The 22813-nt window shown below is 68.8% G+C and carries 32 protein-coding genes and 1 tRNA gene; 24 read left to right on the top strand and 9 right to left on the bottom strand.

Going from position 1 to position 22813, the window contains the following annotated elements:
* The first annotated feature begins 5 nt into the window (after nucleotides 1-5).
* From BM362_RS11140 to BM362_RS11040, 21 genes are all read left to right on the top strand, one after another.
* Complete coding sequence (locus tag BM362_RS11140) at nucleotides 6-374, top strand: hypothetical protein (RefSeq protein ID WP_093573046.1); 369 nt, start codon at nucleotides 6-8, stop codon at nucleotides 372-374.
* Nucleotides 375-393: 19 nt separating this feature from the next.
* The gene (locus BM362_RS11135; RefSeq protein ID WP_093573045.1) at nucleotides 394-972 is read left to right on the top strand and encodes a hypothetical protein; all 579 of its coding nucleotides are present in this window, start codon (nucleotides 394-396) and stop codon (nucleotides 970-972) included.
* Nucleotides 969-1370: a DUF6093 family protein gene (locus BM362_RS11130; protein WP_093573044.1), complete on the top strand. Its 402-nt coding sequence runs from the start codon at nucleotides 969-971 to the stop codon at nucleotides 1368-1370. Before BM362_RS11135 ends, BM362_RS11130 begins: the two co-directional genes overlap by 4 nt.
* A 15-nt stretch (nucleotides 1371-1385) precedes the next feature.
* Nucleotides 1386-1757 (top strand): hypothetical protein, encoded by a 372-nt coding sequence (locus BM362_RS11125; protein ID WP_093573043.1) that lies wholly within the window; start codon nucleotides 1386-1388, stop codon nucleotides 1755-1757.
* The gene (locus BM362_RS11120) at nucleotides 1754-2173 is read left to right on the top strand and encodes a gp17 family tail completion protein (RefSeq protein ID WP_093573042.1); all 420 of its coding nucleotides are present in this window, start codon (nucleotides 1754-1756) and stop codon (nucleotides 2171-2173) included. The genes BM362_RS11125 and BM362_RS11120 overlap by 4 nt, the downstream gene beginning before the upstream one ends.
* 3 nt (nucleotides 2174-2176) lie before the next feature.
* Nucleotides 2177-2515 (top strand): hypothetical protein, encoded by a 339-nt coding sequence (locus BM362_RS11115; RefSeq protein ID WP_093573041.1) that lies wholly within the window; start codon nucleotides 2177-2179, stop codon nucleotides 2513-2515.
* 6 nt (nucleotides 2516-2521) lie between these two features.
* Nucleotides 2522-2764 carry a hypothetical protein gene (locus tag BM362_RS11110; RefSeq protein WP_093573040.1) on the top strand — a complete coding sequence of 81 codons (243 nt, stop codon included), beginning with the start codon at nucleotides 2522-2524 and terminating at the stop codon, nucleotides 2762-2764.
* A gap of 4 nt (nucleotides 2765-2768) precedes the next feature.
* On the top strand, nucleotides 2769-3251 hold the full coding sequence (locus BM362_RS11105; RefSeq protein ID WP_093573039.1) for a phage tail tube protein: 483 nt from the start codon (nucleotides 2769-2771) through the stop codon (nucleotides 3249-3251).
* Between the two features lie 86 nt (nucleotides 3252-3337).
* The gene (locus tag BM362_RS11100) at nucleotides 3338-3925 is read left to right on the top strand and encodes a hypothetical protein (protein WP_093573038.1); all 588 of its coding nucleotides are present in this window, start codon (nucleotides 3338-3340) and stop codon (nucleotides 3923-3925) included.
* Nucleotides 3926-3954: 29 nt separating this feature from the next.
* Nucleotides 3955-4233 carry a hypothetical protein gene (locus BM362_RS11095; protein WP_093573037.1) on the top strand — a complete coding sequence of 93 codons (279 nt, stop codon included), beginning with the start codon at nucleotides 3955-3957 and terminating at the stop codon, nucleotides 4231-4233.
* Nucleotides 4226-7978, top strand: coding sequence for a hypothetical protein (locus BM362_RS11090; RefSeq protein ID WP_093573036.1), 3753 nt, complete (start codon nucleotides 4226-4228; stop codon nucleotides 7976-7978). The genes BM362_RS11095 and BM362_RS11090 overlap by 8 nt, the downstream gene beginning before the upstream one ends.
* Nucleotides 7979-7988: 10 nt before the next feature.
* The gene (locus tag BM362_RS11085; protein WP_093573035.1) at nucleotides 7989-8882 is read left to right on the top strand and encodes a phage distal tail protein; all 894 of its coding nucleotides are present in this window, start codon (nucleotides 7989-7991) and stop codon (nucleotides 8880-8882) included.
* Between the two features lie 18 nt (nucleotides 8883-8900).
* Entirely contained in the window at nucleotides 8901-10091 is a 1191-nt protein-coding gene (locus tag BM362_RS47345; protein ID WP_093573034.1) for a hypothetical protein, read from the top strand.
* Nucleotides 10088-11239, top strand: a complete 1152-nt coding sequence (locus tag BM362_RS11075) for a hypothetical protein (RefSeq protein WP_093573033.1) — start codon at nucleotides 10088-10090, stop codon at nucleotides 11237-11239. Before BM362_RS47345 ends, BM362_RS11075 begins: the two co-directional genes overlap by 4 nt.
* Nucleotides 11240-11248: 9 nt before the next feature.
* Entirely contained in the window at nucleotides 11249-11977 is a 729-nt protein-coding gene (locus tag BM362_RS11070; protein ID WP_093573032.1) for a hypothetical protein, read from the top strand.
* Between the two features lie 39 nt (nucleotides 11978-12016).
* Nucleotides 12017-12271 (top strand): hypothetical protein, encoded by a 255-nt coding sequence (locus BM362_RS11065; protein ID WP_093573031.1) that lies wholly within the window; start codon nucleotides 12017-12019, stop codon nucleotides 12269-12271.
* A 36-nt stretch (nucleotides 12272-12307) separates the two neighbouring features.
* Nucleotides 12308-12553: a hypothetical protein gene (locus BM362_RS11060; protein ID WP_093573030.1), complete on the top strand. Its 246-nt coding sequence runs from the start codon at nucleotides 12308-12310 to the stop codon at nucleotides 12551-12553.
* A complete protein-coding gene (locus BM362_RS11055) occupies nucleotides 12550-13281 on the top strand; it encodes a hypothetical protein (protein WP_093573029.1) in 732 nt (243 codons plus the stop codon). The genes BM362_RS11060 and BM362_RS11055 overlap by 4 nt, the downstream gene beginning before the upstream one ends.
* A gap of 3 nt (nucleotides 13282-13284) precedes the next feature.
* Nucleotides 13285-14211, top strand: a complete 927-nt coding sequence (locus BM362_RS11050; protein WP_093573028.1) for a glycoside hydrolase domain-containing protein — start codon at nucleotides 13285-13287, stop codon at nucleotides 14209-14211.
* Nucleotides 14208-14519 carry a hypothetical protein gene (locus tag BM362_RS11045; RefSeq protein WP_093573027.1) on the top strand — a complete coding sequence of 104 codons (312 nt, stop codon included), beginning with the start codon at nucleotides 14208-14210 and terminating at the stop codon, nucleotides 14517-14519. The genes BM362_RS11050 and BM362_RS11045 overlap by 4 nt, the downstream gene beginning before the upstream one ends.
* Nucleotides 14520-14641: 122 nt before the next feature.
* Nucleotides 14642-15316 (top strand): BRO-N domain-containing protein, encoded by a 675-nt coding sequence (locus BM362_RS11040; protein ID WP_093573026.1) that lies wholly within the window; start codon nucleotides 14642-14644, stop codon nucleotides 15314-15316.
* A 74-nt stretch (nucleotides 15317-15390) separates the two neighbouring features.
* On the opposite strand, the gene BM362_RS11035 is transcribed toward BM362_RS11040, so the two are convergent.
* The 5 genes from BM362_RS11035 to BM362_RS46805 all read right to left on the bottom strand — a co-directional run bounded on the left by BM362_RS11035 (nucleotide 15391) and on the right by BM362_RS46805 (nucleotide 17167).
* On the bottom strand, nucleotides 15391-15642 hold the full coding sequence (locus BM362_RS11035) for a hypothetical protein (protein ID WP_093573025.1): 252 nt from the start codon (nucleotides 15640-15642) through the stop codon (nucleotides 15391-15393).
* Nucleotides 15643-15843: 201 nt separating this feature from the next.
* The gene (locus BM362_RS11030) at nucleotides 15844-16233 is read right to left on the bottom strand and encodes a helix-turn-helix domain-containing protein (RefSeq protein ID WP_093573024.1); all 390 of its coding nucleotides are present in this window, start codon (nucleotides 16231-16233) and stop codon (nucleotides 15844-15846) included.
* A 135-nt stretch (nucleotides 16234-16368) separates the two neighbouring features.
* Entirely contained in the window at nucleotides 16369-16620 is a 252-nt protein-coding gene (locus BM362_RS11025; RefSeq protein WP_093573023.1) for a hypothetical protein, read from the bottom strand.
* Nucleotides 16617-16931, bottom strand: a complete 315-nt coding sequence (locus BM362_RS11020; protein ID WP_093573022.1) for a hypothetical protein — start codon at nucleotides 16929-16931, stop codon at nucleotides 16617-16619. The genes BM362_RS11025 and BM362_RS11020 overlap by 4 nt, the downstream gene beginning before the upstream one ends.
* Nucleotides 16931-17167 (bottom strand): hypothetical protein, encoded by a 237-nt coding sequence (locus BM362_RS46805; RefSeq protein ID WP_143132401.1) that lies wholly within the window; start codon nucleotides 17165-17167, stop codon nucleotides 16931-16933. Before BM362_RS46805 ends, BM362_RS11020 begins: the two co-directional genes overlap by 1 nt.
* Nucleotides 17168-17282: 115 nt before the next feature.
* Here BM362_RS46805 and BM362_RS11015 point away from each other — a divergent pair, with 115 nt between their 5' ends.
* Nucleotides 17283-18512: an NsdA family TPR-like regulatory protein gene (locus BM362_RS11015; RefSeq protein ID WP_483073382.1), complete on the top strand. Its 1230-nt coding sequence runs from the start codon at nucleotides 17283-17285 to the stop codon at nucleotides 18510-18512.
* A 1-nt stretch (nucleotide 18513) separates the two neighbouring features.
* On the opposite strand, the gene cutA is transcribed toward BM362_RS11015, so the two are convergent.
* On the bottom strand, nucleotides 18514-18840 hold the full coding sequence (cutA, locus tag BM362_RS11010) for a divalent-cation tolerance protein CutA (RefSeq protein WP_093573020.1): 327 nt from the start codon (nucleotides 18838-18840) through the stop codon (nucleotides 18514-18516).
* 117 nt (nucleotides 18841-18957) lie between these two features.
* Nucleotides 18958-19031 (bottom strand) — tRNA-Leu (locus BM362_RS11005).
* A 124-nt stretch (nucleotides 19032-19155) separates the two neighbouring features.
* Here BM362_RS11005 and BM362_RS11000 point away from each other — a divergent pair.
* Nucleotides 19156-19377, top strand: coding sequence for a DUF3618 domain-containing protein (locus tag BM362_RS11000; protein WP_037358573.1), 222 nt, complete (start codon nucleotides 19156-19158; stop codon nucleotides 19375-19377).
* 388 nt (nucleotides 19378-19765) lie between these two features.
* Here the strand turns inward: BM362_RS11000 and BM362_RS10995 are convergent, their stop codons facing one another.
* Both BM362_RS10995 and BM362_RS10990 read right to left on the bottom strand, forming a co-directional pair.
* Nucleotides 19766-20302: a hypothetical protein gene (locus tag BM362_RS10995; protein WP_093573019.1), complete on the bottom strand. Its 537-nt coding sequence runs from the start codon at nucleotides 20300-20302 to the stop codon at nucleotides 19766-19768.
* A 220-nt stretch (nucleotides 20303-20522) separates the two neighbouring features.
* Nucleotides 20523-21122: a TetR/AcrR family transcriptional regulator gene (locus BM362_RS10990; protein ID WP_067580315.1), complete on the bottom strand. Its 600-nt coding sequence runs from the start codon at nucleotides 21120-21122 to the stop codon at nucleotides 20523-20525.
* 71 nt (nucleotides 21123-21193) lie between these two features.
* Between BM362_RS10990 and BM362_RS10985 the strand changes: the two genes are divergently transcribed.
* Nucleotides 21194-22654 carry a flavin-containing monooxygenase gene (locus tag BM362_RS10985; RefSeq protein WP_093573018.1) on the top strand — a complete coding sequence of 487 codons (1461 nt, stop codon included), beginning with the start codon at nucleotides 21194-21196 and terminating at the stop codon, nucleotides 22652-22654.
* Nucleotides 22655-22813 lie beyond the last annotated feature (159 nt).

Below are 22813 nucleotides of genomic sequence, written 5' to 3'. Positions count from 1 at the left end.
CTGGCGTGGCGTACCGAGTGACCGCGGGCCGGGTGTCCGCGGAGACGAAGGTGAACGAGAAGGGCGGTCGCGCGACGGTGGACTTCCACCGCGGCGCGGTCCTCCCGGACGACGTGCCCGACGAGCATCTGCAGTCGCTGCTGCGGCTCGGCCACGTCGAGGACGCCGAGGCCGAATCGACGGTCGACGACAGCGAGCCCGACGAGGAACTCGACCTCGAAGAGCACGTGCCGCTGGACGAGGGGGAGAAGCAGCCGGATCTGTCCGCGATGGACAAGGACGAGCTGCTCGCCTACGCCGACGAGCACGAGATCGCCGTCGACAAGCGGCTCGGCGTGGACAACCTCCGCGCCGCGATCGAAGCCGCCGAATAGCAGGGGGAGGCGGAGGTCCATGACGGACATGCTCGCGACGGCCGCGGACCTCCGCGCCCTGCTCGACGAAGACGACACCTCGCTGCCCGACGCGAAAGCCGAGCTGCTGCTGCAGCTCGCGACCGGTGCCGTGCAGACCGCGGCCGGGCAGCAACTCGTGTTCGTGGCCGACGACACCGTGCAGCTGCTCGGCGACACCGATGCGTGGTTCACGCTGCCGCAACGGCCGGTCACCGCGGTCGCGTCGGTGACGGTCGACGGCGGCACCGCGACGGACTACAAACGGTTCGGCGACAGGCTGTGGCGGCGGTGCGGGTGGGCGGTCCGCGCCTGCGAACCGTCGGTCGTCGAGGTCACCTACTCGCACGGGTACGCCGACGGCGACGGCCATCTCACCCTGGCCCGCTCGGCGGTGCTCGCGCTGGCCGCGCAAATGTTCACCAACCCGGTCGGCGCGGTCGGTATGAGCATCGACGACTACCGGCTGCAGTTCACGCAGACCTCGCAATCGGATCTGGCCGGGCTCGTCCCGGGCAACCTCCGCAAAGCCCTGCGCCGCACCTACGGCGCGCGGGCACGGCTGGTGAAGATCGGATGAAACCGCTGCGCCTGGTCCGCGCCGGCCGCCGCCAGGCCGAGGCGCTGATGCTCGACACCTGCCGGATCCGGGCCGTCACCGGCGACACCACCGACCCCGACACCGGCCAGGTCACCCCGGCGTACGGGGACCCGGTCTACACCGGGAAATGCAAGATCCAGAACCAGAAAGCCGCGTACCCCGGCAACCCGGACGCGGGCGAGCACCAGTGGACGGTGACGCCGGTCGAGCTGCACCTGCCCGTCACCGGCACCGGGTCGGTCGGGTCGGGGCTGGTCGCGGAGATCACCGCGTCCGTCGACCCCGCGAACGTCGGCCGAACCTTCCGGATCCGCTCCGGCGACCGGAAAACGCTGCAGACCGCGTTGCGTTGCCAGGTGGAGGAAATCACCGGCTGAACCAGGAGGTGCCCCGTGGCTGACGTGGACATGTCGCAGGTCGACCAGCTCGCGCGGGACCTCGAAGCGATCCCGGAGAAGACGCTGCCGAAGTTCCGGAAGGTCGTCGAAAAAGGCGCGGTGAACATCAAGAACGGGATGCGGCGCGACGCGCAAGGGCATCCGACGTTCGCGCATTTCCCGCGGTCGATCACCTACGACACCAAAGACGACGGCCTCGCCGCGGAAATCGGGCCAGACAAGGCCCTGATCCAGGGCGCACTGGGCAACATCGTGTACTTCGGGACCAGCAAGAACGCGCCCGTGCTCGACATCAACGGCCCGCTGCGCAAGGAAGAACCCCGGTTCGCCGACGCGATCGCCGACGTCGCCGAGGACATCCTGTGACGGGCGTCGTCACCGCGCACCACGCGGCGATCCTCGGGCTGCTGCAAGCAGGTTCGCCGTCGTTCACCGTCTACGACGGCCAGGTCCCCGACCAACCGAGCTTCCCGTACGCCGTGCTCTACGGCGACACCGGGATCGACGACGGCACGAAACTCTGCGGGAACCCGGATCTCGCGACGTTCCGGTTCCAGGTCACCTCCGTCGGGCTGACCGCCGCCTCCGCGCTCGTGGTGGTCGACCAGACCCGGGAGCGGGTCCTCGGGATCCGGCCCGCAGTGGCCGGCTGGTCGCTCAACCGGATCCGGAAAGAAACCAGCCTCCCGGTCCGGGAGGACCGCGACGTCACCGACACGGCCACCCATCGGCACCCGCTGTACGGCGTCGACACCTACGTATTCGAGTCCCGGAAGGACTGACCCATGGCAACCATCGTGCAGGTGCAGGCGAAGCTCGCCGGGACCGTGCTCACCTCGACCGCCGCCACAGCCGGGCCGGACAAGGTGAAACCGGGCGACGGCGGCGCACCCGTGTACGTGCTCGTCGACAACGCGGGCGCGTCCCCGGTCACCGTCACCGTCGCCGACCCCGGGAAAACCAAGTACGGGCAGGCGAACCCGTCGATCCCGTCCGTGTCCGTGCCCGCCGGCGGCAAAGCGGTCCTCGGGCCGATCCAGCCGGATCTCAAGCAGTCCGACGGGAACGTGAACCTCACCGCGTCGAGCACGACGTCGGTGTCCTTCTACGCATTCCGGGGCTGATCGCCGATGCCCGCAGAGTTCGTGCGCGCCCGCAACGACGACACCGGCGCGGTCGCCGCCCTCCCGAAACCCGCTCTTGAGGCCGGGATGTGCCCCGGCTGGGCCGAAACCGCCGGCCCCGCCCCGGACAAGCCGAAACCCGCCGCGTTCCTCCGCACCACCGACGAGTCGAGCACCGACACCGCGGACGACGACTCCGCGGGAACCGAACAGTCCGCCGACGCCCCGTCGGCCAAGAAAAAGGAGTAACCCGATGGGCGACATGCTCTCCGACGGCCGGAACAAGGTCAGTTTCGTGCCGAGCATCGCGGACATCTCGGCGCCGACCGCGTCCGAACTGGCCGGCGGCACCTCGCTGGAGTGCCTGATCATGGCCGACGGGCTGGACATCTCCACCGACGAGTCCGCGGTGTCGGCGTCGAAGCTCTGCGACACGGTGGACGCGGAACAGCCGGGCCGGTCGAAGACCACGATCCAGCTGACCTGCGTCCGCAAGGACGTCCCGGCCGAGGACGTCGCGTGGACGCTGCTGCAGCGCGACCTCACCGGCTACCTCGTGGTCCGCCGCGGCATCGCGCACGACACCGCGTTCGCGTCCGGCGACAAGGTCGAGGTGTACCCGGTGAAGTTCGGCGCCCGCCGACCGCAGAAACCCGAAGCCAACGGCGTCGAAAAGTTCATGAGCCAGGGCTACAACACCGGCGCACCCGAACTCGACGCCGCCGTCGCCGCCTGAGACCCCGGGCCGCCCGGTCCTCGACTCCCGGGCGGCCCGGCCTACTTCCCGAGTCGAGAAACCCCCTTGAGTCGAGGAGAGCCACTGTGGACATCGACGCCCTGATCGCCAAAGCGACCCTGCCGGAGGAGGTTGTGCCGCTCTGCCTGCGGCCGGACCTTCGGAAAAAGTTTGAGCGCCTCGATGCCGAGCTGGCGGCAGCTCGGCTTGGCCGGGCGACTCTCGCGGCGTCCGCAGAAGAGAAGAAGCTCGCCGATGAGCTGCAGGCCCTGGAATCGGAGATTGCCGAACACACTCTGCAGGTTCGGTTGCGTGGGCTCACGCACGAACCATGGATGAAACTCGTCGCCGAGCATCCGCCACGGGCGGACACTCCCGGAGACCTGGCCATGGGGATGAACCTGGAGACGTTCGTCCCCGCGCTGATTCTCGCGGAGATGGTCGAACCGGAGATGACCGTCGAGCAGTTCGACAAGCTGGTCGAGGTCATCACCGACAACCAGTACGAGAACCTGCAGAACGCCGCGTGGTCACTTAGCCGCGTGGACCGGGACGGCGCGGTTTTCAGCCGAGCCGCATCGCAGGTGACGCCCGGCACCGGCGAGAAGTCGCGGCAGCAATCCGGCTCGGGGTCTCCCCGTCGCGCTTCGCGGGCGAAGAAGCCCAAGAGCTAACGGAATACGAGTACGACAGCACTGGGCGGTTGGCCCGCGCTGTCACCACCCGCACCCCGGAGTGGACGGACACCGATCGGTCGTTGGTGCTGGCGTACCTCGATTACGAGCGTCTCGTCTGCCGCGGTTGCGGCGGCTACCTGCCGGAAACCACGAGCCCGGACAACGAGGGCTCTTACCACGCTGAGCCGCCGCACCGGTGCCATCGCTGCACTGCGATCGAGAAGCAGCGCAAGGACTACGAGGACGCGCCGCAACCATCTGCATTGGTGGTGTGGCCGGCTGATCTGAGGAGGCGGAATGGCTGACCGGACCGTCTCGGTGAAGCTGCGCGCGGACATCGCCGACTATGCGGCGAAGATGCAGGCGGCGGGCAAGAGCACGCGCGAGCTTGAAGCCGCAGGCCGAGACCTCCGGAAAGCCATCGACGAGGAAGCTGCCGCCGCCGGCCGCGCCAAGGTATCCGAGGCGAAGCTCGCCGAGGTCCGCAAAGCCAGCACAGCCAGCGCCGCGCAGCTCACCGCTGCGGAGGAAGAGCACGCCGCGAACCTGCTCAAGGTCGAGGACGCGGCTGGCCGCGCACGAGCGTCCGAGGCGAAGCTGGAAGAAATCCGCAACAACGGCAAGGCCACAGCTGCGCAACTGGCCGCCGCTGAGGAACAGCACGCCGCGAACCTCCGGAAGATCGAGGCTGCGGTCGGTCGTGTGCGGGTATCGGAAGCGAAGCTGGAGGAACTCCGCAAGGGCGGCACCGCCAGCATCGCGCAGATCGCTGCCGCGGAGGAAGAGCATGCCTCGAATCTCCGCAAAGCCGAAGCCGCGACGGACCGAGCGAAGGAAGCCACCAAGCGGTACGCGAAGGCGCAGCGGGACGCCGAGAACGACGTCGACCGGTCCGGGAAGCGTGTCGAGGAAACTGTCTCCCGCGTGGCGGCGCGCGCGAACGCAGCCTTCGATGCCAAACTCTTCCTCGGCCTGTCGGTCGGTTTGCCCGCCGCCGCGGCGATCGGCGCGGCGGGTGTCGCCGTGTCGCTGGCAGCCCTCCCCGCGCTCGTCGCGGGTGTCGGTGCACGATTGCTGTCTGGCAACGAAGACATCAGCGAGTCGTACCGGCGTCTCGCCAACGACGTCCTATCCGACTCGACCAAGATGGCCGCAGTCCTCGAAGGCCCCGTCCTCGGTGCGTCGGATCAGCTGCGGGCGTCGTGGCAGAAGCTGCGCCCGGAAGTCGAAGGCCTATTCAAAGCGAGTGCGCCGGCGGTCAAGGATCTGGTCGGCGCGGTCACGGACTTCGCCGAGAACGCGATGCCTGGCGTCGCGATCTCCGTCGCGCGCTCGTCGTCGGCGATCACCGGATTCCGTTCCCTGATTGGGCAGACCGGCGCCGGACTCTCCGACTTCCTGATCAACGCGTCGTCCGAGTCCGATGCCGCGGGCACCAGCATGGTGAAGCTCGGCGGCATCGTCCGCGACCTGGAAGGGTTCCTGGGTCAGCTGCTCGCCAACCTGGCGGCCGGATCATCCGGGCCGCTGGACCAGTTCCGCGGCGCGCTGAACCAGGTCGAGGGCATCCTGCTCACGCTGACATCGTCCGGGATGCCGTTGCTGCAGAGCACGACCTCCGGGTTCCTCGGCACTGTCTCCGGCGGCCTCGCGATCGTGCAAGGCTTCGCCAGTGCGCTCGGGTCTTGGAGCGCGCCGATCGGCCAGGTCGGAGGGTCGCTGCTGGCCACTAACTCGATCGCGAAAATATTCGGCTCATCGTTGTCGGACACCGGGTTCGGGCTGAAGGCGTTGACTCCGCAACTGGACGCGAGCGGCCAGCGGACGAACGCGCTGAAGCAGGCCATGGCCGACGCGGAAGCCAGCGGCACATCGAAGTTCAAGGCTGGCGTGGGTGCGCTGGTGACGGGCGGGTTCAACCCGCTCGGTGTCGCGCTCGGCCTCGGCGGCCTCCTGCTGTCCGTATGGGGCAAGAAAGCCCAGGACGCCGCGACCCGCGCCGCGGAGCAGAAGCAGGCCGTCACCGACCTGACTAAGGCGTACCTGGAAGACAACAACGCGATCGGCGCGAACGTCCGCGCATCGACTCAGAAAGCACTGACCGACAGCAACGCGTTCCGCAACTCGCAGGTGTTCGGCGCGGGCGTGAAACAGACCAGTGAAGCAGTGCTCAGCGGTGGTGCCGCGCTCGACACCTACAACCAGCAGGCCAAGACTCATATCTCCGCGCTGCTGTCGACGTCCAAGACGAACCGGGACATGATCCCTACCGTTCTGGAAGCGGCGGACACGTTCGCCAAGCAGGGCGGCAACGCGTCGGACCTGGTCAACCAGCTTTCCGCGGTCCGGCTGCACAGCCTGAACCTCACCGACGCGCAGAAGGCGAACCTGATCCAGACGTTGGACGCGATCACCTCGACCAACCAGGAAGCCCGCGCGCTGCAGGACGCAGCGCAGAAGGCAGAAGAGTTCGCCAAGGCACAGAAGGCAGTCGAGTCCGCGGTCGCGCGCGGCACGACGCCGGCGATGTACGCGGCGAACGTCGCGGTCGCCAGCCTTGAGACTGCGTTCGAGACGCTCAATTCAACAGCCGGGGACACGGCGGCCAAGGGGCAGAAGATCATCGAGATTCTGCGGGTCATGGCCGGGCAGACTCCCTCGGTCGAGGAAGCCACGCAGGCGTGGAACGACCAGTTGCGGGACCTCAAGAAGAACTTCGAGGGCTTGAACCTGCGGGGTCACACCAAGGATCTGATCGACAATTCCGGCGCGGTCAACACCACCTCCGAGGCCGGGTCCAAGCTGCAGGACGTTTTGCAGCAGAGCGCTGCGAACATGGCCTCGGTCGCGCAGGCGATGAAGGACGGCGGCGCGTCGGCGGACGACATCACCGGCAAGCTCGGCCCGATGCGCGAAGAGTTCGCCAAGCAGCTGAAGCAGTTGGGGCTCAACGACTCCCAGATACAGAAGCTGCTGCAGCACTACGGGCTGGTCCCGGCGGACATCGTGACCACGCTCGGACTGGAGGGCGACAGCGAGACGCAGGACAAGATCAAGCGGGTCGTGTCGGACCTGACGAAGCTGGGGGCCGGCGCGTCGGTGAAGCTGACCGCGGACGACAAGCAAGCGGTCGATGCGCTCGGAAAGCTGGGCTATCAGATCGTCAGCTTGCCGGACGGCACGTTCCAAGTGTTCGCCAACACTGCCGAGGGCAAGCACTCGGCAGAGGTTTTGGTCTCTCAGATCAACCAGACCAAGGGCACCGTCACGGTCTACGGCGACACGACACCGGCCGGTTCGTCTGTGGCGAACTGGAAAACCGTTACGAACAGCACTGAGGGCAAGACCCGGACTACGACCGACATCGACCCTGCGACAGGGAAGGTGCGGCAGTGGAAGCAGACGACCGACTCGACCGGCGCAGTGACGACCACGTTCGCGACGACCGACCCGGCCACCGGAGCGGTACGGCTGTGGAAGATGAACACCGACGGCACATGGGCCGAGGTGCACGCCAAGGCCGACGTGGCGGCGGCCGAGGCCGCGCTGAACGAGGCAGCCCGCAACCGGTCGATGAGGATCACGGCCACCTACAGCATCCCGGTGCTTCCCCGCGGCGCGAACCACGCCGATTTCGCCAGCGGCGGCGTCGCACGGCCGATGGCAGCGGGCGGGATTCTCGGGATGGCTGCGGGCGGCGGCCTGAGTCCGATGCAGCCGATTGCGGCGAAGATCCCCCCGAACACCTGGCGCGTTGTCGGCGACCGGATGTTCGGTGACGAGTACTACATCCCAGCGAACAACTCGACACGGTCCAAGGCGATCCTCGGCCAAGCCATGACCGATCCGAACCTCGGGAACATGGCGCAGCAGATCCTCGCCGGATCGGCGTCGGTGCAGCAGTTCGCGCCGCGGATCGTGATCCAGCAACCGGCAGCGCCCGCGCGGCGCGGCGGAGCACAGCCGAACGTCACGATCCACACCGCCGAATCGGATCCGCAGCGGATCGCGGCGGCGGTGTCGAGTCAGCTCGCGTGGATGTTGCGGTGAGGGGGCTCGCGTGGCGTTGACCGACACGATGCAGGAGACCTACACGATCGGCGCGTGGGCGGTCGGCGGCACCGACGAGTTCGGGTGCCGCTGGTCGGTTCCGGCCACGGATCTGCGCAACGGCACCGGCCGCAAAACCCATGTCACCGAGCGGCCGTTCGGGGCGGGGGCGTACCGCTCCCGGTCGTACCTGTCCGGGCGGTCGCTGTCGTTGCAGGGCTGGTGCATGCCGACGCTCGCCCCCGGCTGGCCGCTGCTGATCGCCGCGCGCCGCCGGTTCATGGGGCTGTTCCCGGAGGGATCGCAGCAGCTGCTCGTGGTCGACGACGGCGTGCTGCCGCGGCAGATCACGGTCGAGCTGGCCGAGGCGGGGCGGAAATGGGCGTGGTGGGACGCCAACTCGGGCGCTGACTGGCAGCTCGACCTGTACGCGGCGGATCCGCGGTGGCTGTCCACGGTGGAGCGGTCGGCGCAGGCGTCGCTCGCGGCGACAGCCACCGACGGCCTGGACTGGGGCAGCGGCGGCCTGGACTGGGGCAGCGGCGGTCTGGACTGGGGTGCGAGCGCGGCGAACAACGTGCTCGCGCTGCAGAACGACGGCACGGCCACCACCTGGCCGCGGCTGACCATCACCAGCCCGTCGAGTTGCCAGAACCCGACGTTCACCGACCCGTCCACCGGCGGGGTCCTCTCCTACATCGGGTCGATCACGGCCGGGCAGACGCTGCGGATCGACTGCAGCCCGTTCTCGGCGACACCGGTGACGCTCGACGGCATCGACCGCACCGGAGCGCTCGGCTCCGCCCGGTTCATCAGCATTCCGCCCGGCGCGTCCCGGGCGATCCAGTTCACCGGCATCGGCGCGGCGACGGTCACGGCCGTCTGGCGCGACGCCGACGAATAGCGAGAAGGGGGCTGCGACATGGCGGTTGTCAACGCGGACGCGGACGGTTTCTGGAGCGCGATGCCGCGGCAGAACAGCGCCCGCCAAGGCCGGGCACTGGTCCAGTCGCTGTACCTCGGCGGGTCGCAGTCCTCGCCGATGTCGGCGGTGCGGTCCGGCGTGATCCCCACGACGGGGGACGCGTTGATGGCCTACGACCTGCGGGTGACCGTCCAGTCCGGGCGGACGCTGCTGGTGCAGCCGGGCTCGGCGGTCGTGGGACGTACCGGGCAGGGCGGCTACCTCTCGTGGAAGCTGCCCGCGGCGACGACCGTGACCTGCGACAGCCCGCCGGCGACGAACCCGCGCAACGACATCGTGGTCCTGCGCGTGTACGACACGGTGCTGTCGGACACCGTCCAGGGCGGCGGCAGCATCCCGGCCCGCATCGAGATCGTCACCGGCACCCCGGGCGCGACCCCGGTCGACCCGGTCACCTGGGACAGCCTCGGCCTGATCACCTCCGGCCTCGGCGCGGGCGGCGGCACCGCGATCCCGCTCGCCCGCGCGCAGGTCTCCACCGGCGGGGTCGTGACCCTGACCGACCTGCGCCGCTCGACCGGCCTGATCGGCGGCGTCCGCGTGCTCCTGCCGGGCGACTCGCTGTCGGATCCGTCGTGCATGCCCGGGGACATCGCCTGGTACAACGGCCACCGCTACTGGGACGGCACTGCCTGGCAGGAGCTGTCCTCGTCGCTCGGCTACGCCAAAGGGCTGCTGGCCAAGAACGTCTACGCCGGCGAGGGCGTGTTCGGCACGCAGACCGAGATCGTGGGCGACAAGGCCAGCTTCACGTTCGACCCGGCGCGCAGCTACCAGTTCGAGTGGCAGGGCACGATTTCCTCCAGCGCCGACCGGCCGTACATGACCATCGGGTGGCGGGCGGCGAACGGCGCGACGGTGACGTCCTCCTCGCCGCTGGTGTACAGCACGCTGCTCCCGTTGCAGGGCAACGGGAAGTTCCACGGCGCGCACCTGACCTGCCCGGTCAGCGGAGCGGCGCTGGCCGCGCTCGGCCTCTCCGCGGGCACGGTGACCGCGGCGATCACCCACTACATCACCGCGGGCAACGGCGGCAGCGGCTGGCAGGCGCGCGGCGACAACGGGGCGCCGGGAGCCCTGCCGAACAAACGGCACTTCGCCGTGTTCGACACCGGGCTGAGCCGGTGACGAGCGTCGAGCGCGACTACGCGGCCCTCGCCTACGACACGGTCACCGGCCGGGTCGCGCGGGATCTGAAGCTCGCGGCCGAGCCGGAGTGGGCGGCGGTGATCAACGACGCGGGATCGTGGAAGATCACGGTGCCGTTGGACGGCGGCGAGCTGACCCGCCAAGTCCGGGAATGGTGCGTCCCGGACAAGATCAGCGTGGCGGTGCTGCGCGGCGCCGAGGTCCTGCAGGCCGGGCCGATCACCCCCTACCAGCCCGCACAGGACACGACGGACTTCACGGTGTCCGGCAAAGGGATCTGGGACATCTTCGACCGCCGGACGTTGCACAACGCCGCGTTCCGCCCGCAGATCGGGCAGCGGCTGACCGACCCGGTCGCGGACGTGAACCTGCAAGGGACGCTGCCGCTCATCGCCCGCGAGATCGTCAACCACCAGATCAACATGTCCTGGATCTCCGGGTCGAACCTGCCGATCGACCTGCCGGACATCCCGGCCGGGGGCACGAACGTCCGCAACTACCACGGCTACGACATCGTCCCGGGCGGGCAGCGGCTGCGCGAGCTGACCCAGGTCGACGGCGGCCCCGACGTCCTGTTCCAGCCCTACCTCGCCACGGTCGGCGGCGTGCGCTACATCCGGCACCGGATGCTGATCGGCAACCCCTGGCTCACCCAGCCCGGCGTGGACCTCAAATTCTTCTACCGGCGCACGCTGACGAGCCTGGACATCTCCGGCGGCGTCCGGCCCACCGCGACCCGCTCGTTCGTGAAAGGCAGCGGCAACGAGGCCGGGCAGCTGTACGGGACCGCGACCGCGGACCCGCTGATCGCGGCCGGGTGGCCGCTGACCGACGACATCAACACCAACCACACCGACGCCAGCGTGCAATCCACTCTGGACAGCTGGGCGTCCGCGAGCCTCGCGCTCGCCTCGGGCCAGGCCGAGCAGTGGCAGGCGACCGTCCTCGCCGACGCCGACCCCAAGATCGGCAGCTACGTCCCCGGCCATTTCGTCACCTACTCGGTGACCGACCACCACTGGCTCCCGGACGGCGGCTACCGGTGGCGGCTGATCGGCATGTCCCGCGGCGGCAGCACGCCGCGCGACCGCGTCGACCACCAGCTGCAGGCCGTCCGGGCCGGATAGGAGACGCCCGTGGTCGCGAACGACCGGGTCGAACGACCCGACTCGCCGGACTTCCTCAGGAACAAGATCCGCGAACTAGAAGAGAAGATCGACGCGCTCACCCGTCAGAGCAAGTTCCCGTTCTCCATCGGCCACAACGGAATCCCGGATTTCGAGGTGCTGCCGGACCCGGCCGACCCGTCCGGCGGCGCGAAGGTCCGGATCCTCAACGGCAACGGCGTGCCGGTGTTCGAGACGTTCTATTCGACGGTCTACAACGGCAAGACCGCGCGCTTGAACGACCTCGCCGGAAACGCGGTGTGGGGCCAGGACGAAGCGGCCGGGTACGGGATGTCGCATCCCTCCATCACCTATCCCGCCGGTGTCACGTTCCAGGGCACGCCGAGCGCCACGCTCACCGGCGGCACCGCGTACACCATCGCCAAGGGCGGCTTCATGTTCTACCACCCGGTGCTGTGGTTCAAAGGGCTGGTCACCACGCCGCTGAACTGGACGCTGCGCTGCCGGGTGCTCGACGGGAGCGGCACCGAAGCGGCGACGTCCACCTCGACGCCGACGCAATCGGGAAGCCAGTATTTCGAGCGGATGGTGCTGCTGCCCCCGTCGGTCGTGGGCGCGCAGAACTGCTCGGCCGAGATCGTGCTCACCCCGGCTTCCAGCGGGTCGGTGCAACTGTGGCCGCAACCGTTCATGGGCACCACCCTCGGCTACTACAACGTGCGCACCGACGTCCACTGAGCCACAACCCCGTTCGTCCTCAGACAGGAGCGTTCCCGCGTGTCCGCCTTTGCATTCCTGAAGTACCAGTACGCCGTCTGGGACGGCTCGAACGTCGCCGAGATCCGGGAGTTCGTCACCGGCGCGTTCGTCGCCGACGACGGGACGCTCCGGTACCCCACGCCAGGAGGCGACAGCCCGCTCGCCACCCGAACCGGCATCTGCCTCGTCGGCCAGCCAGGCGGGGCCTGGCCATCCAGGATCTTCGAGAGCGAAGCCGCTTTCCTGGCCGCGTACTCGCCGGTCTCCAGCTGACGGCCTGTCCGTCCACTGTGCTCGAAAGGGGGCGGAGTGAGTGATCTCGGGTCGCTGTTTCAGGGGATCGCGGCCGTCATCACCTCGATCGGCGGCATCGTCATCGGCTTCTACGCCATCAAGCGCGGCTCCAAGCGGGAACGTCGCGACGCGGCGGAGAAGGTCATCGACCGTGTCCTCGGCGCCGACGAGGACGCCGACGAAGACGAGGACGACCGGAGCGAGGCGATCGCCGAGCTGCTCGAACAACTGCTCAAGCGCCGAGAAGGTGACGACTCATGACGGGTGAGATCGACCGCACCATCGTGCAGCCCGCCGCCGACAAGAGCCGGGACCGGCGCGCGCACCGGCTGCTGTGGCTCGGCGCGCTGCTCGCGCTCGGCGGGGTCGCGTGGCTGGCGGTGCAGTTGTTCGGCCAGGGCAGCGAGATCGCGTCCCTGCAGCGCACCAGCGATGCGCGCGGTGCGGATGTCTCGCGGCTGGCCGAGCAGGTGAAGGGCCTCGGCGGCACGCCGGTGGTGCAGCCGCCCGCCGCTCCGACTCCGGCCCCGGCGGCTGTTGACGCGACGACGTTGCGCCAGACGGCGCGGCAGGCGGTCGAGGACTATTGCGCCACCCGCAACCAGTGCCGCGGCACGGACGGCGCGAGCCCGGATTTCGATGCGTTGACGAACGCGGTGCTGGCGAAGATCCCGGTCCCGAAGGACGGCACCGACGGGCAGAACGGCCAGAACGGGCGGGATGCGCCGCTGCCGGACTATCCCGCGCTGGTCGCCTCGGCGGTGGCGTCCTACTGCGACGCGCACGACCAGTGCCGCGGCGAGCAGGGAACTCCGGGCGTCAACGGCGCGAACGGCAAGGACGGCCCGGCGTGCCCGGACGGGTTCGAGCTGCGCGACGCCGTGATCACCAGCCCGGACGGCACCACCTACCAAGGGAAGGCGTGCGTCGACCCGAACAGCGGGAGCACGCCGCCTTCCACCGACCCGCCGCCGACGACTGGAGGCTGACTGATGGCTCGATGGGCCGACTATTCCGCCGGGCGACCGTCCGGTGCCGCGTTGCGCAAGGCCGGGTTCTCCGGCGTGATCCGCTACATCGGGCTCGGCAGCGAGGGCAAGCAGCTGGCCGCCGCCGAGTACCGCGACCTGGCCGGCGAGTTCGGCGCGGCGAACGTGCTGCTCGTCGCCGAAGCGGGCACCGGCGACGCGTGGGGCAGCGAGACCGACGACGACTACGCGCGCGGCCTCGCCAACGGCCGGGTCGCGGTGGCCGACGCGCGCGCCACCGGCGTGCCCGACTGGGTGCCGCTGGCCTGCGCGGCCGACGCGCACGCGCAGGCGTTCCAGCTCGACGACGTGGTCCGCTACGCAAGCGGGTTCCGCGACGCGGTCGGGCAGAGCCGCTGCGGGTTCTACGGCTTCTCCGAAACCCTCGCCGCCGTGCACGACGCCGGGATCGGCTCCTGGTACTGGCGGTGCGGATCCGAACCCACGACCGCCGAGAAGCAGTGGGTCAACTTCTGGCAGCGCAACCGCGATCCCCAGCGGATCACCGTCGCCGGAACCCCGTGCGACATCAACGAGGTCTACCGCATTCCCACCACGGAGGACGACATGCCCAGTATCGACGATCTGCTCACCGCGTCCGTCGGCAAGCGCGCCAACGGGACGGATGTGTCGCTGAAGGACGCGATCGTCAACACCTACCTCGCGCAGTTCCAGGGCGGCGGCGACGGCGGCGCGCTCGCGGTCAAGGCCGGTATCAACGCGCTGAACGCGAAGCTGGACGCGCTGACCCAGGCCGTGGCCAAGCTGGCCGCGGACCCGGAGATCACCCCGGACGCGCTCAAGGCGATGCTGAACGACGCCATCGCCAACAACGTCAAGATCACCGGGTCGGTGGCGATCACCGGCACCGGCGGCGAGGCCGGCCAGTGACCGGCCAGCACGCCGACCCGATCGGCGCACCCAGCATCGGCCAGCGGCTCGCCGACTGGGCCGCCCGGTTCCGCAAAGCCCTCGCCGCGGTCCTCGCCGTCGCGGCCGTCCCCGGCGTCCTCGGCCTGATCAACCTGATCCCGGGCGTGCACCTCGACGCCGCCACGTTCGCCACGATCGTGGCCGTCGTCGGCGCGCTCGCCGGCGGCGGCGTCGTCGCCGCGGTGCCGAACAAACCGGCGGCACCCACACCGGTCGTGGACCCGCTGTACGCCGAGGACGTGCCCCGCACACCGCCCGCGGCCTAGCCCGCAACCCCCTCAAGCAGCCCCGGGACCTCTAGAACCCGGGGCTTTGTCGTGCCCGGACCTCGCCGTGGGGACGAGGCCCGGGCACGCCTGTCTCCCCACATCCCCACTGGAGAACACCAATGTCATCGATCCAACTATTCGACAACGGCGAATTCGAGCTGCGCGTCACGCCAGAGGGCGACTCCTTCACCGTGGAGGCTCCCGGTTTGGCTTCCGCGCTGGGCCACCGGTCCGCGTACGAGCTGCTGCGATCCCTGCCTGAGGACGAGAAAGGGTACGCGCCAGTGCGGACCCCTGGTGGCGAGCAGCGGTCGGGCTACGTCACCGAGCCCGGTTTCTACCGAGTGCTGGGGCAGCGACAGCTCGGCCGGATCAAAGCCCCCGCGGTACGGGGCCAGGTGGAGCGGTTCCAGAACTGGATCTACCGCGAGGTGCTTCCGTCGCTCCGTCGCACGGGCCGTTACGAGCGCGCGGTGGACGAGCCGGTCACCTACACCTGGGACGAGGTCACCACGATCATCCGGCAACGTTACGGCGTGGTCGTGTCCGTGCCGGCGTTGACGAGGATGCTTCGGACGGCGGGGATCCTGCGCCAGACCGGGGTGCCGAAGAAAGCCCACCAGCATTTCTTCTGGTTCACCGGCACTGCGTGGGAGATCCACCCGCACGCGATCCCGTTCCTGACCCGTTCGTTCGAGGACACCGCCCGCCAGCTGCAGGAGTTCCGTTTCATCCAGGGACGTCTCGAACTCGACGGGGTCGGTGTCAGCGATCCACCCAGACTCGCGTCCTGACACTTTCCCCCACCACGACACGGGCCCCCGCGCATACCTACGCGCGGGGGCCCGTGATTCGCGTCTGCGATCAGCTACTCGGACGGCGCGTCAGTGATACTGCGATACAACGCGACCAGCTGGGTGACGACGAACGCGATCGCGACGACCGTGGCGATGATGTCGAAGATCGCCCACAGGATCGTGCCGGCGCTGAGGCCCTGGCCATCGGCGTACCAGCTTGCGTGCAGCGCCCAGTAGGTGAGCGTGACAGCGATGGCGATCACGAGCCGAAGCACGATGATCGAGATGGGCGCGGACTTCCTACGCGGCATCGCCTCGGTCATAGGTCCCCTCCTCCGCTCGGTCTGCCTGGTTTGTTCGCGTTGATCACCTCTGGTGTTACAAGGTGCCGGGGTCACCGATAAACGCAGGTGTCCCGGCCGAGGTGCTCGCCGCCCGGCCCGCAGTCCGGCCACGGTTGCCGGAACACGGTCAACGCCAAAACCAGTACCGCGTCGCCCCCTGAAGACGGGCGGCCGGGAGCTTCACTGTTTCCCGCGGGATCGGGGAGTCAGCAGGGGTGAGATCTCGATGGCGTTCTGGCCTCCGTGAGGCCGGATCCGCACCTTGTTCTTGATCAGCAGCCGGCGGACGGTGCCGTAGGACGTAGCGTTCTCGTCCGCCAACGCCTGCATCGACGCCCCCTGCTCGTACTTGCGGATGATCTCCGCGACAGGCAAGTCGTCACGCCTGACGCCCTGACGGATCGGCAGCAGCACCGCGCCTTCCTGCCGCAACAGCCGCCCGGTCCAGCTCAGCGACAGCCCGTGCTCCCGCGCGATCTCGGTGAGCGACACGCCGGCACGCCAGGATTCGAGCATTCGGCGATTCCGCTCGATCCGGTTCGCGCGCGCCTCTTCCGGCGTGTCGGCCATTCGCTGTCCCGTCGTCGCAAGTCTGTGGATGGGGCGGCGGCCTTCGGGAGAGGCCACCGCCCCTGCGCCCCGGCCCGGCGGGGCGCACCCGGTGCCGCGGCGTGTCGGGGGATTACCGTCGCGGCACTCGGGGGGCTATTTGCCGCAGGCCCAGAAGGACTCGCCGCATTCGCCGCACCGGTGATCTTCCAGTGCCGCTGGTGCCCGGCAGGATTTGCAGACGAGCCGTATCCGGATCGGCCGACGGGGCGGCCCGGGACGGGCGAAGCCCGGTTCCCGGCGCAGCCAGTCGGCGAACAGGTAGAGGGGGTTGACGCCGTTTTCGTCGCCGACGTTGTGGCGGCGGGTGTAGCCGCAGCTCCGGCGCGGATGCGCGGCCGCCGTCATCGCGCGTCCAGCCCGGTGCAGCCAGGACACCAGTCGGCATCGGCGAACCCGGTCAGATCGATCTCGCCGCGCTCGTGCCGCTCCGGGTAAGGGGCGTCGCCCGTGCACCAGGGAATCAGCCACCGCACAGACGGGTCGGCCAGCTCCCGCTTCCAGTAGCGATGCACTGTCCGCCGCTTCGCGGCGGTCGGGTCGGAGTGCACCCGCAACGCCAGATCCGACGTGCGCGTCGGCCTCAGGTGGTGGCCCTCGGTCGCCGCGGCCACGTCCTCGGCGGGCAGTTCGCCGGACAGCGTGCCCATCACGCCCATCACGCGCCTCCTGGATGACTCTGCAGATCAGTCAATGCGGCCCGAATGTTCTTGATCAGGGCGTTGCCCTCAGGGCGGGGAAGCGTGCCTGTCGGACCATGCCCGATTGCGAGCGCGACCACTTCCTTGCCGTTGGCGTCGCGCGTGATCCCGGTCGTCACCTCGACTCGACGGCCAGCGGTGTCAGTGGTGGTGATCGTGCGTTGTTGGCGCCAGCCTCGCCCCCGTTCTGTCATAGTGGTCAGGAAAACAACAGAAGATGGTCACTGGGAGTAGCCACAGGGAGTGGCCATTTTCGGAGGTGGCCAGAAACGGGGGCCACAAACAGGTGGCCGGGCGAGGGAGCTGTTGATGGAGCCGACGATCGGCGCATTGCTCCTTCGTCTGCGCGAAGAGTCGGGCCGATCCCAAGGGGATCAAGCTCGTGTCTTGTCCGAGCTGGCCGGTCGCGCGGTCACCCGCAATGAGGTCTCCCGTTGGGAACGCGAGGTGCGAATTGTCACCCCGTTCTGGCAGCACCACTACGCAAAGAGCCATGATGTCGATCTCGGCGATATCCAGGCGGCCGTAGCGGAGGCGCGGGCCGCGCGCCGTCGAGCGGCCAAAGGAGGCGAGGCGGTGCGGAGACGGGACTTCATCGTCGGAGCCGCCTCCCTGGCGGTGCCGCTCGGCGTCGCGGAGGAACCTCGGTCAGGTCAGGTGGGGCATTCGGATCTGGACCGGCTCCGCCGCCGCACGGCAAGGCTCCGGCGGCTCGACGACGTCTTGGGCGGTGGTGACACGGCACCCGTTTACGCCGCCGAGGTCGAGTCGACGGAGCGGCTGCTCCGGGACAGCAGCTACACGACCGAGGTCGGTCGCGGACTGCATGTGCTGCTCGCCGAGCAGATGCAGCAAGCCGGGTGGGCGGCGTTCGACCACGGAGACCACCGACAGGCGCGCAGTTTCTACGACGACAGCCGTCGTGCCGCCGAGGAAGCGGGTGCACGAGACCTAGCCGGGAACGCGCTGGCTTACTCCGCGTATCAGCAGACCACGACAACAAAACGAGGCACCGCTGACGCGGACGCGTCATACGAGGTTGCCCGCGAAGCCGCGTCGCCGCGAGTGTCAGCGCTGCTACTGTCGCGCAAGGCATGGGCGCATGCCGTCGCAGGCGACGCCAAGCAGGCGGACGCAGCGCTAGCGATGGCCCGCGAGGCTATCGAGCAGCCGAACGACCGGGCCGATCCGGACTGGGTGTTCTGGGTCGACGCTGCCGAGATCGACATCATGGCCGGCCGCTGCTGGACCGAACTGGCCCGACCACTCCGCGCGGTCCCGGTCCTGGAGCGAGTGCTCGGCGACTTCGATGACACGTGCGCCCGGGATAAGTCGCTGTACCTGACTTGGTTGGCGACGTCGTACCTGCAGGCGCGCGAAGTCGAGCAGTCCGCCGCCACGCTGACCCGCGCGCACGACCTCGCCGCGGGCGTTGCCTCAACGCGCCCGGCTGCTCGGATCTGCGCGGTCGCCCGCAATCTCGACCGACACCGGGACTTGCCGGAGGTCGCGGCGGTGCTGGATCTGGTTCGCGCTTGACTCAGTTCTCCGGAGCGGTCGCGGTCTCCATCCACCGCAGGTAGTCCGCAGATCCTCGCACCAGTTCGATGCCGGTCACCTCCGGCTTGTCCCACGGATGCTCGGCGCGGATGTGCGCCTCAAGCTCGTCGTACCGGGCACCGGTGGTCTTGAACGTGACGATCCACTCCTCTCCCTCACCGGCCTCGTCGAGGTGCCAGAAGTACGACGCGACAGGACCGCGGACCTGAGCGGTGGCGGCGAGCCTGCTGGCTACGGCGGTCGAGGCGATTCGGGCTGCGGATTCCCTGTCGGGAGTGGTCGTCATGACGAGCAGATGATCAGCCATGCCGTCACCGTAGAGGCGGGGGTGCCTCTACGGTGACAGGATTGTGGCATTCCTGTGGCACGCGGTGGATGCGGATCTTCAACCGCTCTCGCTGCACTGCTGGTCAGACCGTGAGGGTGGGGCCGGAGAGACTCGAACTCTCACTGGCACGGACCTAAACCGTGTGCCTCTGCCAATTGGGCTACGGCCCCCAGGAACCAGGTGTGATCGTAGCGCGCACCACGTTCGGGTTCGCTCGGCGTGGCCAGTCGCCGTCGCGCGGGGGTTGTCCTCTACCGTGGACCGCCTACAGTCCGACTGCGGCGAGGAGGGCACGTGGCTCGCGATCCCGAGACCATCGAGCGTGAGATCGAGCAGGCGAGGACCGCTTTGGCGGCGACCCTCGACCAGCTGGGCACGAAAGCCAATCCGCAGAAACTCGCTGAGCAGGCGAAGGACGGCGTGCGCGCGAAGCTCGACAACCCGAAGGTCAAGTACCCGCTGATCGGGGCCGGCGTGCTGGTGGCCGTGCTGCTGGTGCGGAAACTGTTCCGCTGACGGGCGGGCCTCGGTTACGCGGGGTGCTGATGCACTAGCGCGCGGCGGGGTTTGCCGGAGACTGGCTGTTCCGACCTGGATGGCGGATGGACAGCGGTGATCGCTACGCCGGGTGAACTTCGTGAGAAGTGCCACTGAACCAGGGGTCACCTGTTTGGCGGTCGCTCACCTGGGTCGGTTGGCGGCAGGACGTTCGCCGAATTGGGCTACCCCTTGGGGGTGACGGGGCGGTTTTGCCCCGTTGCGCTGGACGTCGCCCACTGTTTGCGGGTGTGAACAGGCGAGCCTGCTCGGTGGACGGGCACCGCCCTCAAGACGCGGGCCAACGTGGAGACGCGCGCAGGCGAATCAGCCCGCGAAAACGCGAGCTGAAGAACCGGCCGCGGGATCAGGCGCGTGCGACCGGAGGCGTGGCCGACGCGCCCGCTGTCACGCCGGGGCGGCTCGCCTCGTCCGGCTTGCGGTCTTCGACCTCTTTCGGGAGCTGCTTGCTCGGCGGCAGCGCCGGCTTGGCGGCCTTGTCCTTCTCGGCGGCCGCCGGTGGAGGCGGTGCGGGAGCCTCGGCCTTGTCGGCGGCCGCCGGGGCAGCCGGTGCGGGAGCCTCAGCCGTGTCGGAGCCGGAAGGCGCCGCAGCGTCCTTGGCCGCCTTGGCACCGCCCGACGGCGGGATTTCCAGCGGCTCGATCTCCGGCAGCGTCAGGCGGGCGGCCATGTACGCGCTGGTGAACTCCAGCGCGTTGCCGTTCAGCAGGTGCACGACCGTGGGACGCTCGTTCGGGGCGAGCTGCTCCACGAGCTGGTCGGCCCGGTCGCGGGCGGCGATGATGCCGGGCGCCTTGCCGGTCAGCTCCTTGCCGCGGCCGCTGACGGTGATCGTCCAGTCGTCGTTGTCGTGCTTGTACGTCGCCGTGATCGTTTCCACCACTGCCTCACCCCTCTCGTCATCAGCATGCGTCACAGGTCGAGACCCGGCCACCGCAAACTCATGACGCGATTCCTGCTTGCCGGCCGCTGGCGCGACACTCAGTGTGTCTTTCTACCGTGTTATCGATACCGCAAGAAAACTCTGTGTCACAAGTAACGGGACGAGATGTGCGCTGAGTGACGACCGAATGGCCTAATGCACGGTCATCTTCACGTGCACATCAGATCGCTCGCTGTGACAACCCGGCCCACAGCAGATCCATGGCGTACTCGGTGGCCTTCTCCGGGGTCACCTCCGGGAAGCGCTCGCACCAGATGGCCAGCCGCTCGCAGGCTCCGACGACGAACTCGGCCGAGGCTTCGGCGCGCAGGGTGTCCTCGCTGTCGAAGTAACCGCTCATCAACGCGGTGATCAGGTCGGTCTGCTGCCGGCGGGTCTCTTCGATCTCGTCCGCGGCGGGCGTGCCGATCAGGGCCATCTCGTGCCGCAGCAGCGACCAGGCCTGGCGGCGCTCGCGGATGAAGACGAAGAACGCCAGCAGTCCGCGCCGCAGCGCCTCCTGTGCCGAATCCGCGCCGATGATCGACTGCTCGGTGGCCTCTTGCAGGGCTGATCGCGACTGCCGGATGCACGCCAGCAGCAGGCCCTCTTTCGAGTTGAAGTACTCGTACAGCATCGGCTTGGACACACCGACCAGCTCGGCGATCTCGTCCATCGACGCCATCGCGTAGCCGCGCTCGCCGAAGACCTGCTCGGCGACCTCGATCATCTGCCGTTCCCGCTCGGCTCGGGGCATGCGCTTGCGCTTGGCGGTGGTCATGGCGCACACTCTACCGCCAGTAACCTACTCCGAGTAAGCTGGACTTCGGGTAACAGTTAACGGGAGGACGCATGGGCAACCGCACCGAGACCGGCGTGATCGTGGTCGGCACCGGGTTCTCCGGGCTCGGCATGGCGATTCAGCTGCGCAAGGACGGCCGAGACGACTTCGTGGTGCTTGAGAAGGCCCAGGATGTCGGCGGAACCTGGCGGGACAACAGCTACCCCGGTTGCGCGTGCGACATCCCGTCGCACATGTACTCCTTCTCCTTCGAGCAGAACCCCGGCTGGTCGCGCGCGTATTCGCCGCAGCCGGAGATCTACGAGTACATGCGCGGGGTCGCGGACAAGTACGACCTGCGCCGCTTCATCCGCTTCGGCCAGGAGATGACCGGCGCGCGCTGGGACGCCGAGGAGAACCGCTGGCACGTCAGCACCCGCGGCGGCGACGAGTTCGTGGCGCCGGCGCTGGTCGCGGGCGTCGGCGCGCTGCACCGGCCGATGATCCCCGACCTGCCCGGCATCGAGCGGTTCAAGGGCCGCGCGTTCCATTCCGCCGAGTGGGAGCACGACTTCGACTTCTCCGGCAAACGCGTCGCCGTCGTCGGCACCGGGGCCAGTGCGGTCCAGTTCGTGCCGAAGATAGCGCCGGAGGTCGCCGAGCTGACGCTGTTCCAGCGCACGCCGCCGTGGGTGATGCCGAAGGCCGACCGCGACATGCCGGGCTGGCTGCGCGGGCTGTTCCGCGCGGTGCCGCCGGTGCAGCGGCTGTACCGGAATGTCCTTTACTGGACCCTGGAAGCGCGCGCGATCGGCTTCAACGGCCAGCCGTGGATCATGAAGATCGGGCAGCGGCTCGCGAAGAGCAACATCGACCGCGCGGTGTCGGATCCGGAGCTGCGCGCGAAGCTGACCCCGGACTACACCATGGGCTGCAAACGCGTGCTCATCTCGAACGACTACTACCCGGCGCTGGCCCGCGACAACGTCGACGTGGTCACCGACGGCGTCGCCGAGGTGCGCGAGCACAGCATCGTCGACCAGGCGGGCGTCGAGCACGAGGTGGACGCGATCGTCTACGGCACCGGATTCCATGTCACCGACGCGTTCGACAGCCTGGAGATCGTCGGCCGGGACGGGCGGAACCTCGCGAAGGAGTGGGCGAGCGAAGGGATGCGGACGCATCTCGGGATCACGGTCAACGGCTTCCCGAACCTGTTCTTCCTTCTCGGGCCGAACACCGGGCTTGGCCACAACTCGGTGGTCTTCATGATCGAGGCGCAGATTTCCTATATCGCGCAGGCGTTGCGGCTGGCCGGCGACCGGGCGCTGGACCCGCGCGAGGACGTGCAGGAGCGGTTCAACGCGCAGGTGCAGCACAAACTCGAGAAGGGCATCTGGACCAAGGGCGGCTGCAAGAGCTGGTATCTCGACGCGAAGGGCGTGAACCGGACGCTGTGGCCGGGCTTCACCTGGCGGTACTGGCTCGACACCCGGACGGTCCGGCGGGAGGACTACGAACTGCTCGGCTGAGGGGGCACGAAGGGGACGTTCGCGGCGGGGGATGGAGCCGCGAAGGTCCCCCTCGTGGTCTCTGTGGTAGTCCACAGTGGACTGCGGAGTACGAGGGGAAGCTTTCGCGGCAGGGGAGGAGTCGCGAAAGTTCCCCTCGTAGTAGGTGGGCCCCAGCGG

It is taken from the genome of Amycolatopsis rubida (assembly GCF_900115345.1).
Taxonomy (GTDB): domain Bacteria; phylum Actinomycetota; class Actinomycetes; order Mycobacteriales; family Pseudonocardiaceae; genus Amycolatopsis; species Amycolatopsis rubida.
Note: the sequence above shows the minus strand (reverse complement) of the source record. Positions and strands in the feature narration are given on the sequence as shown.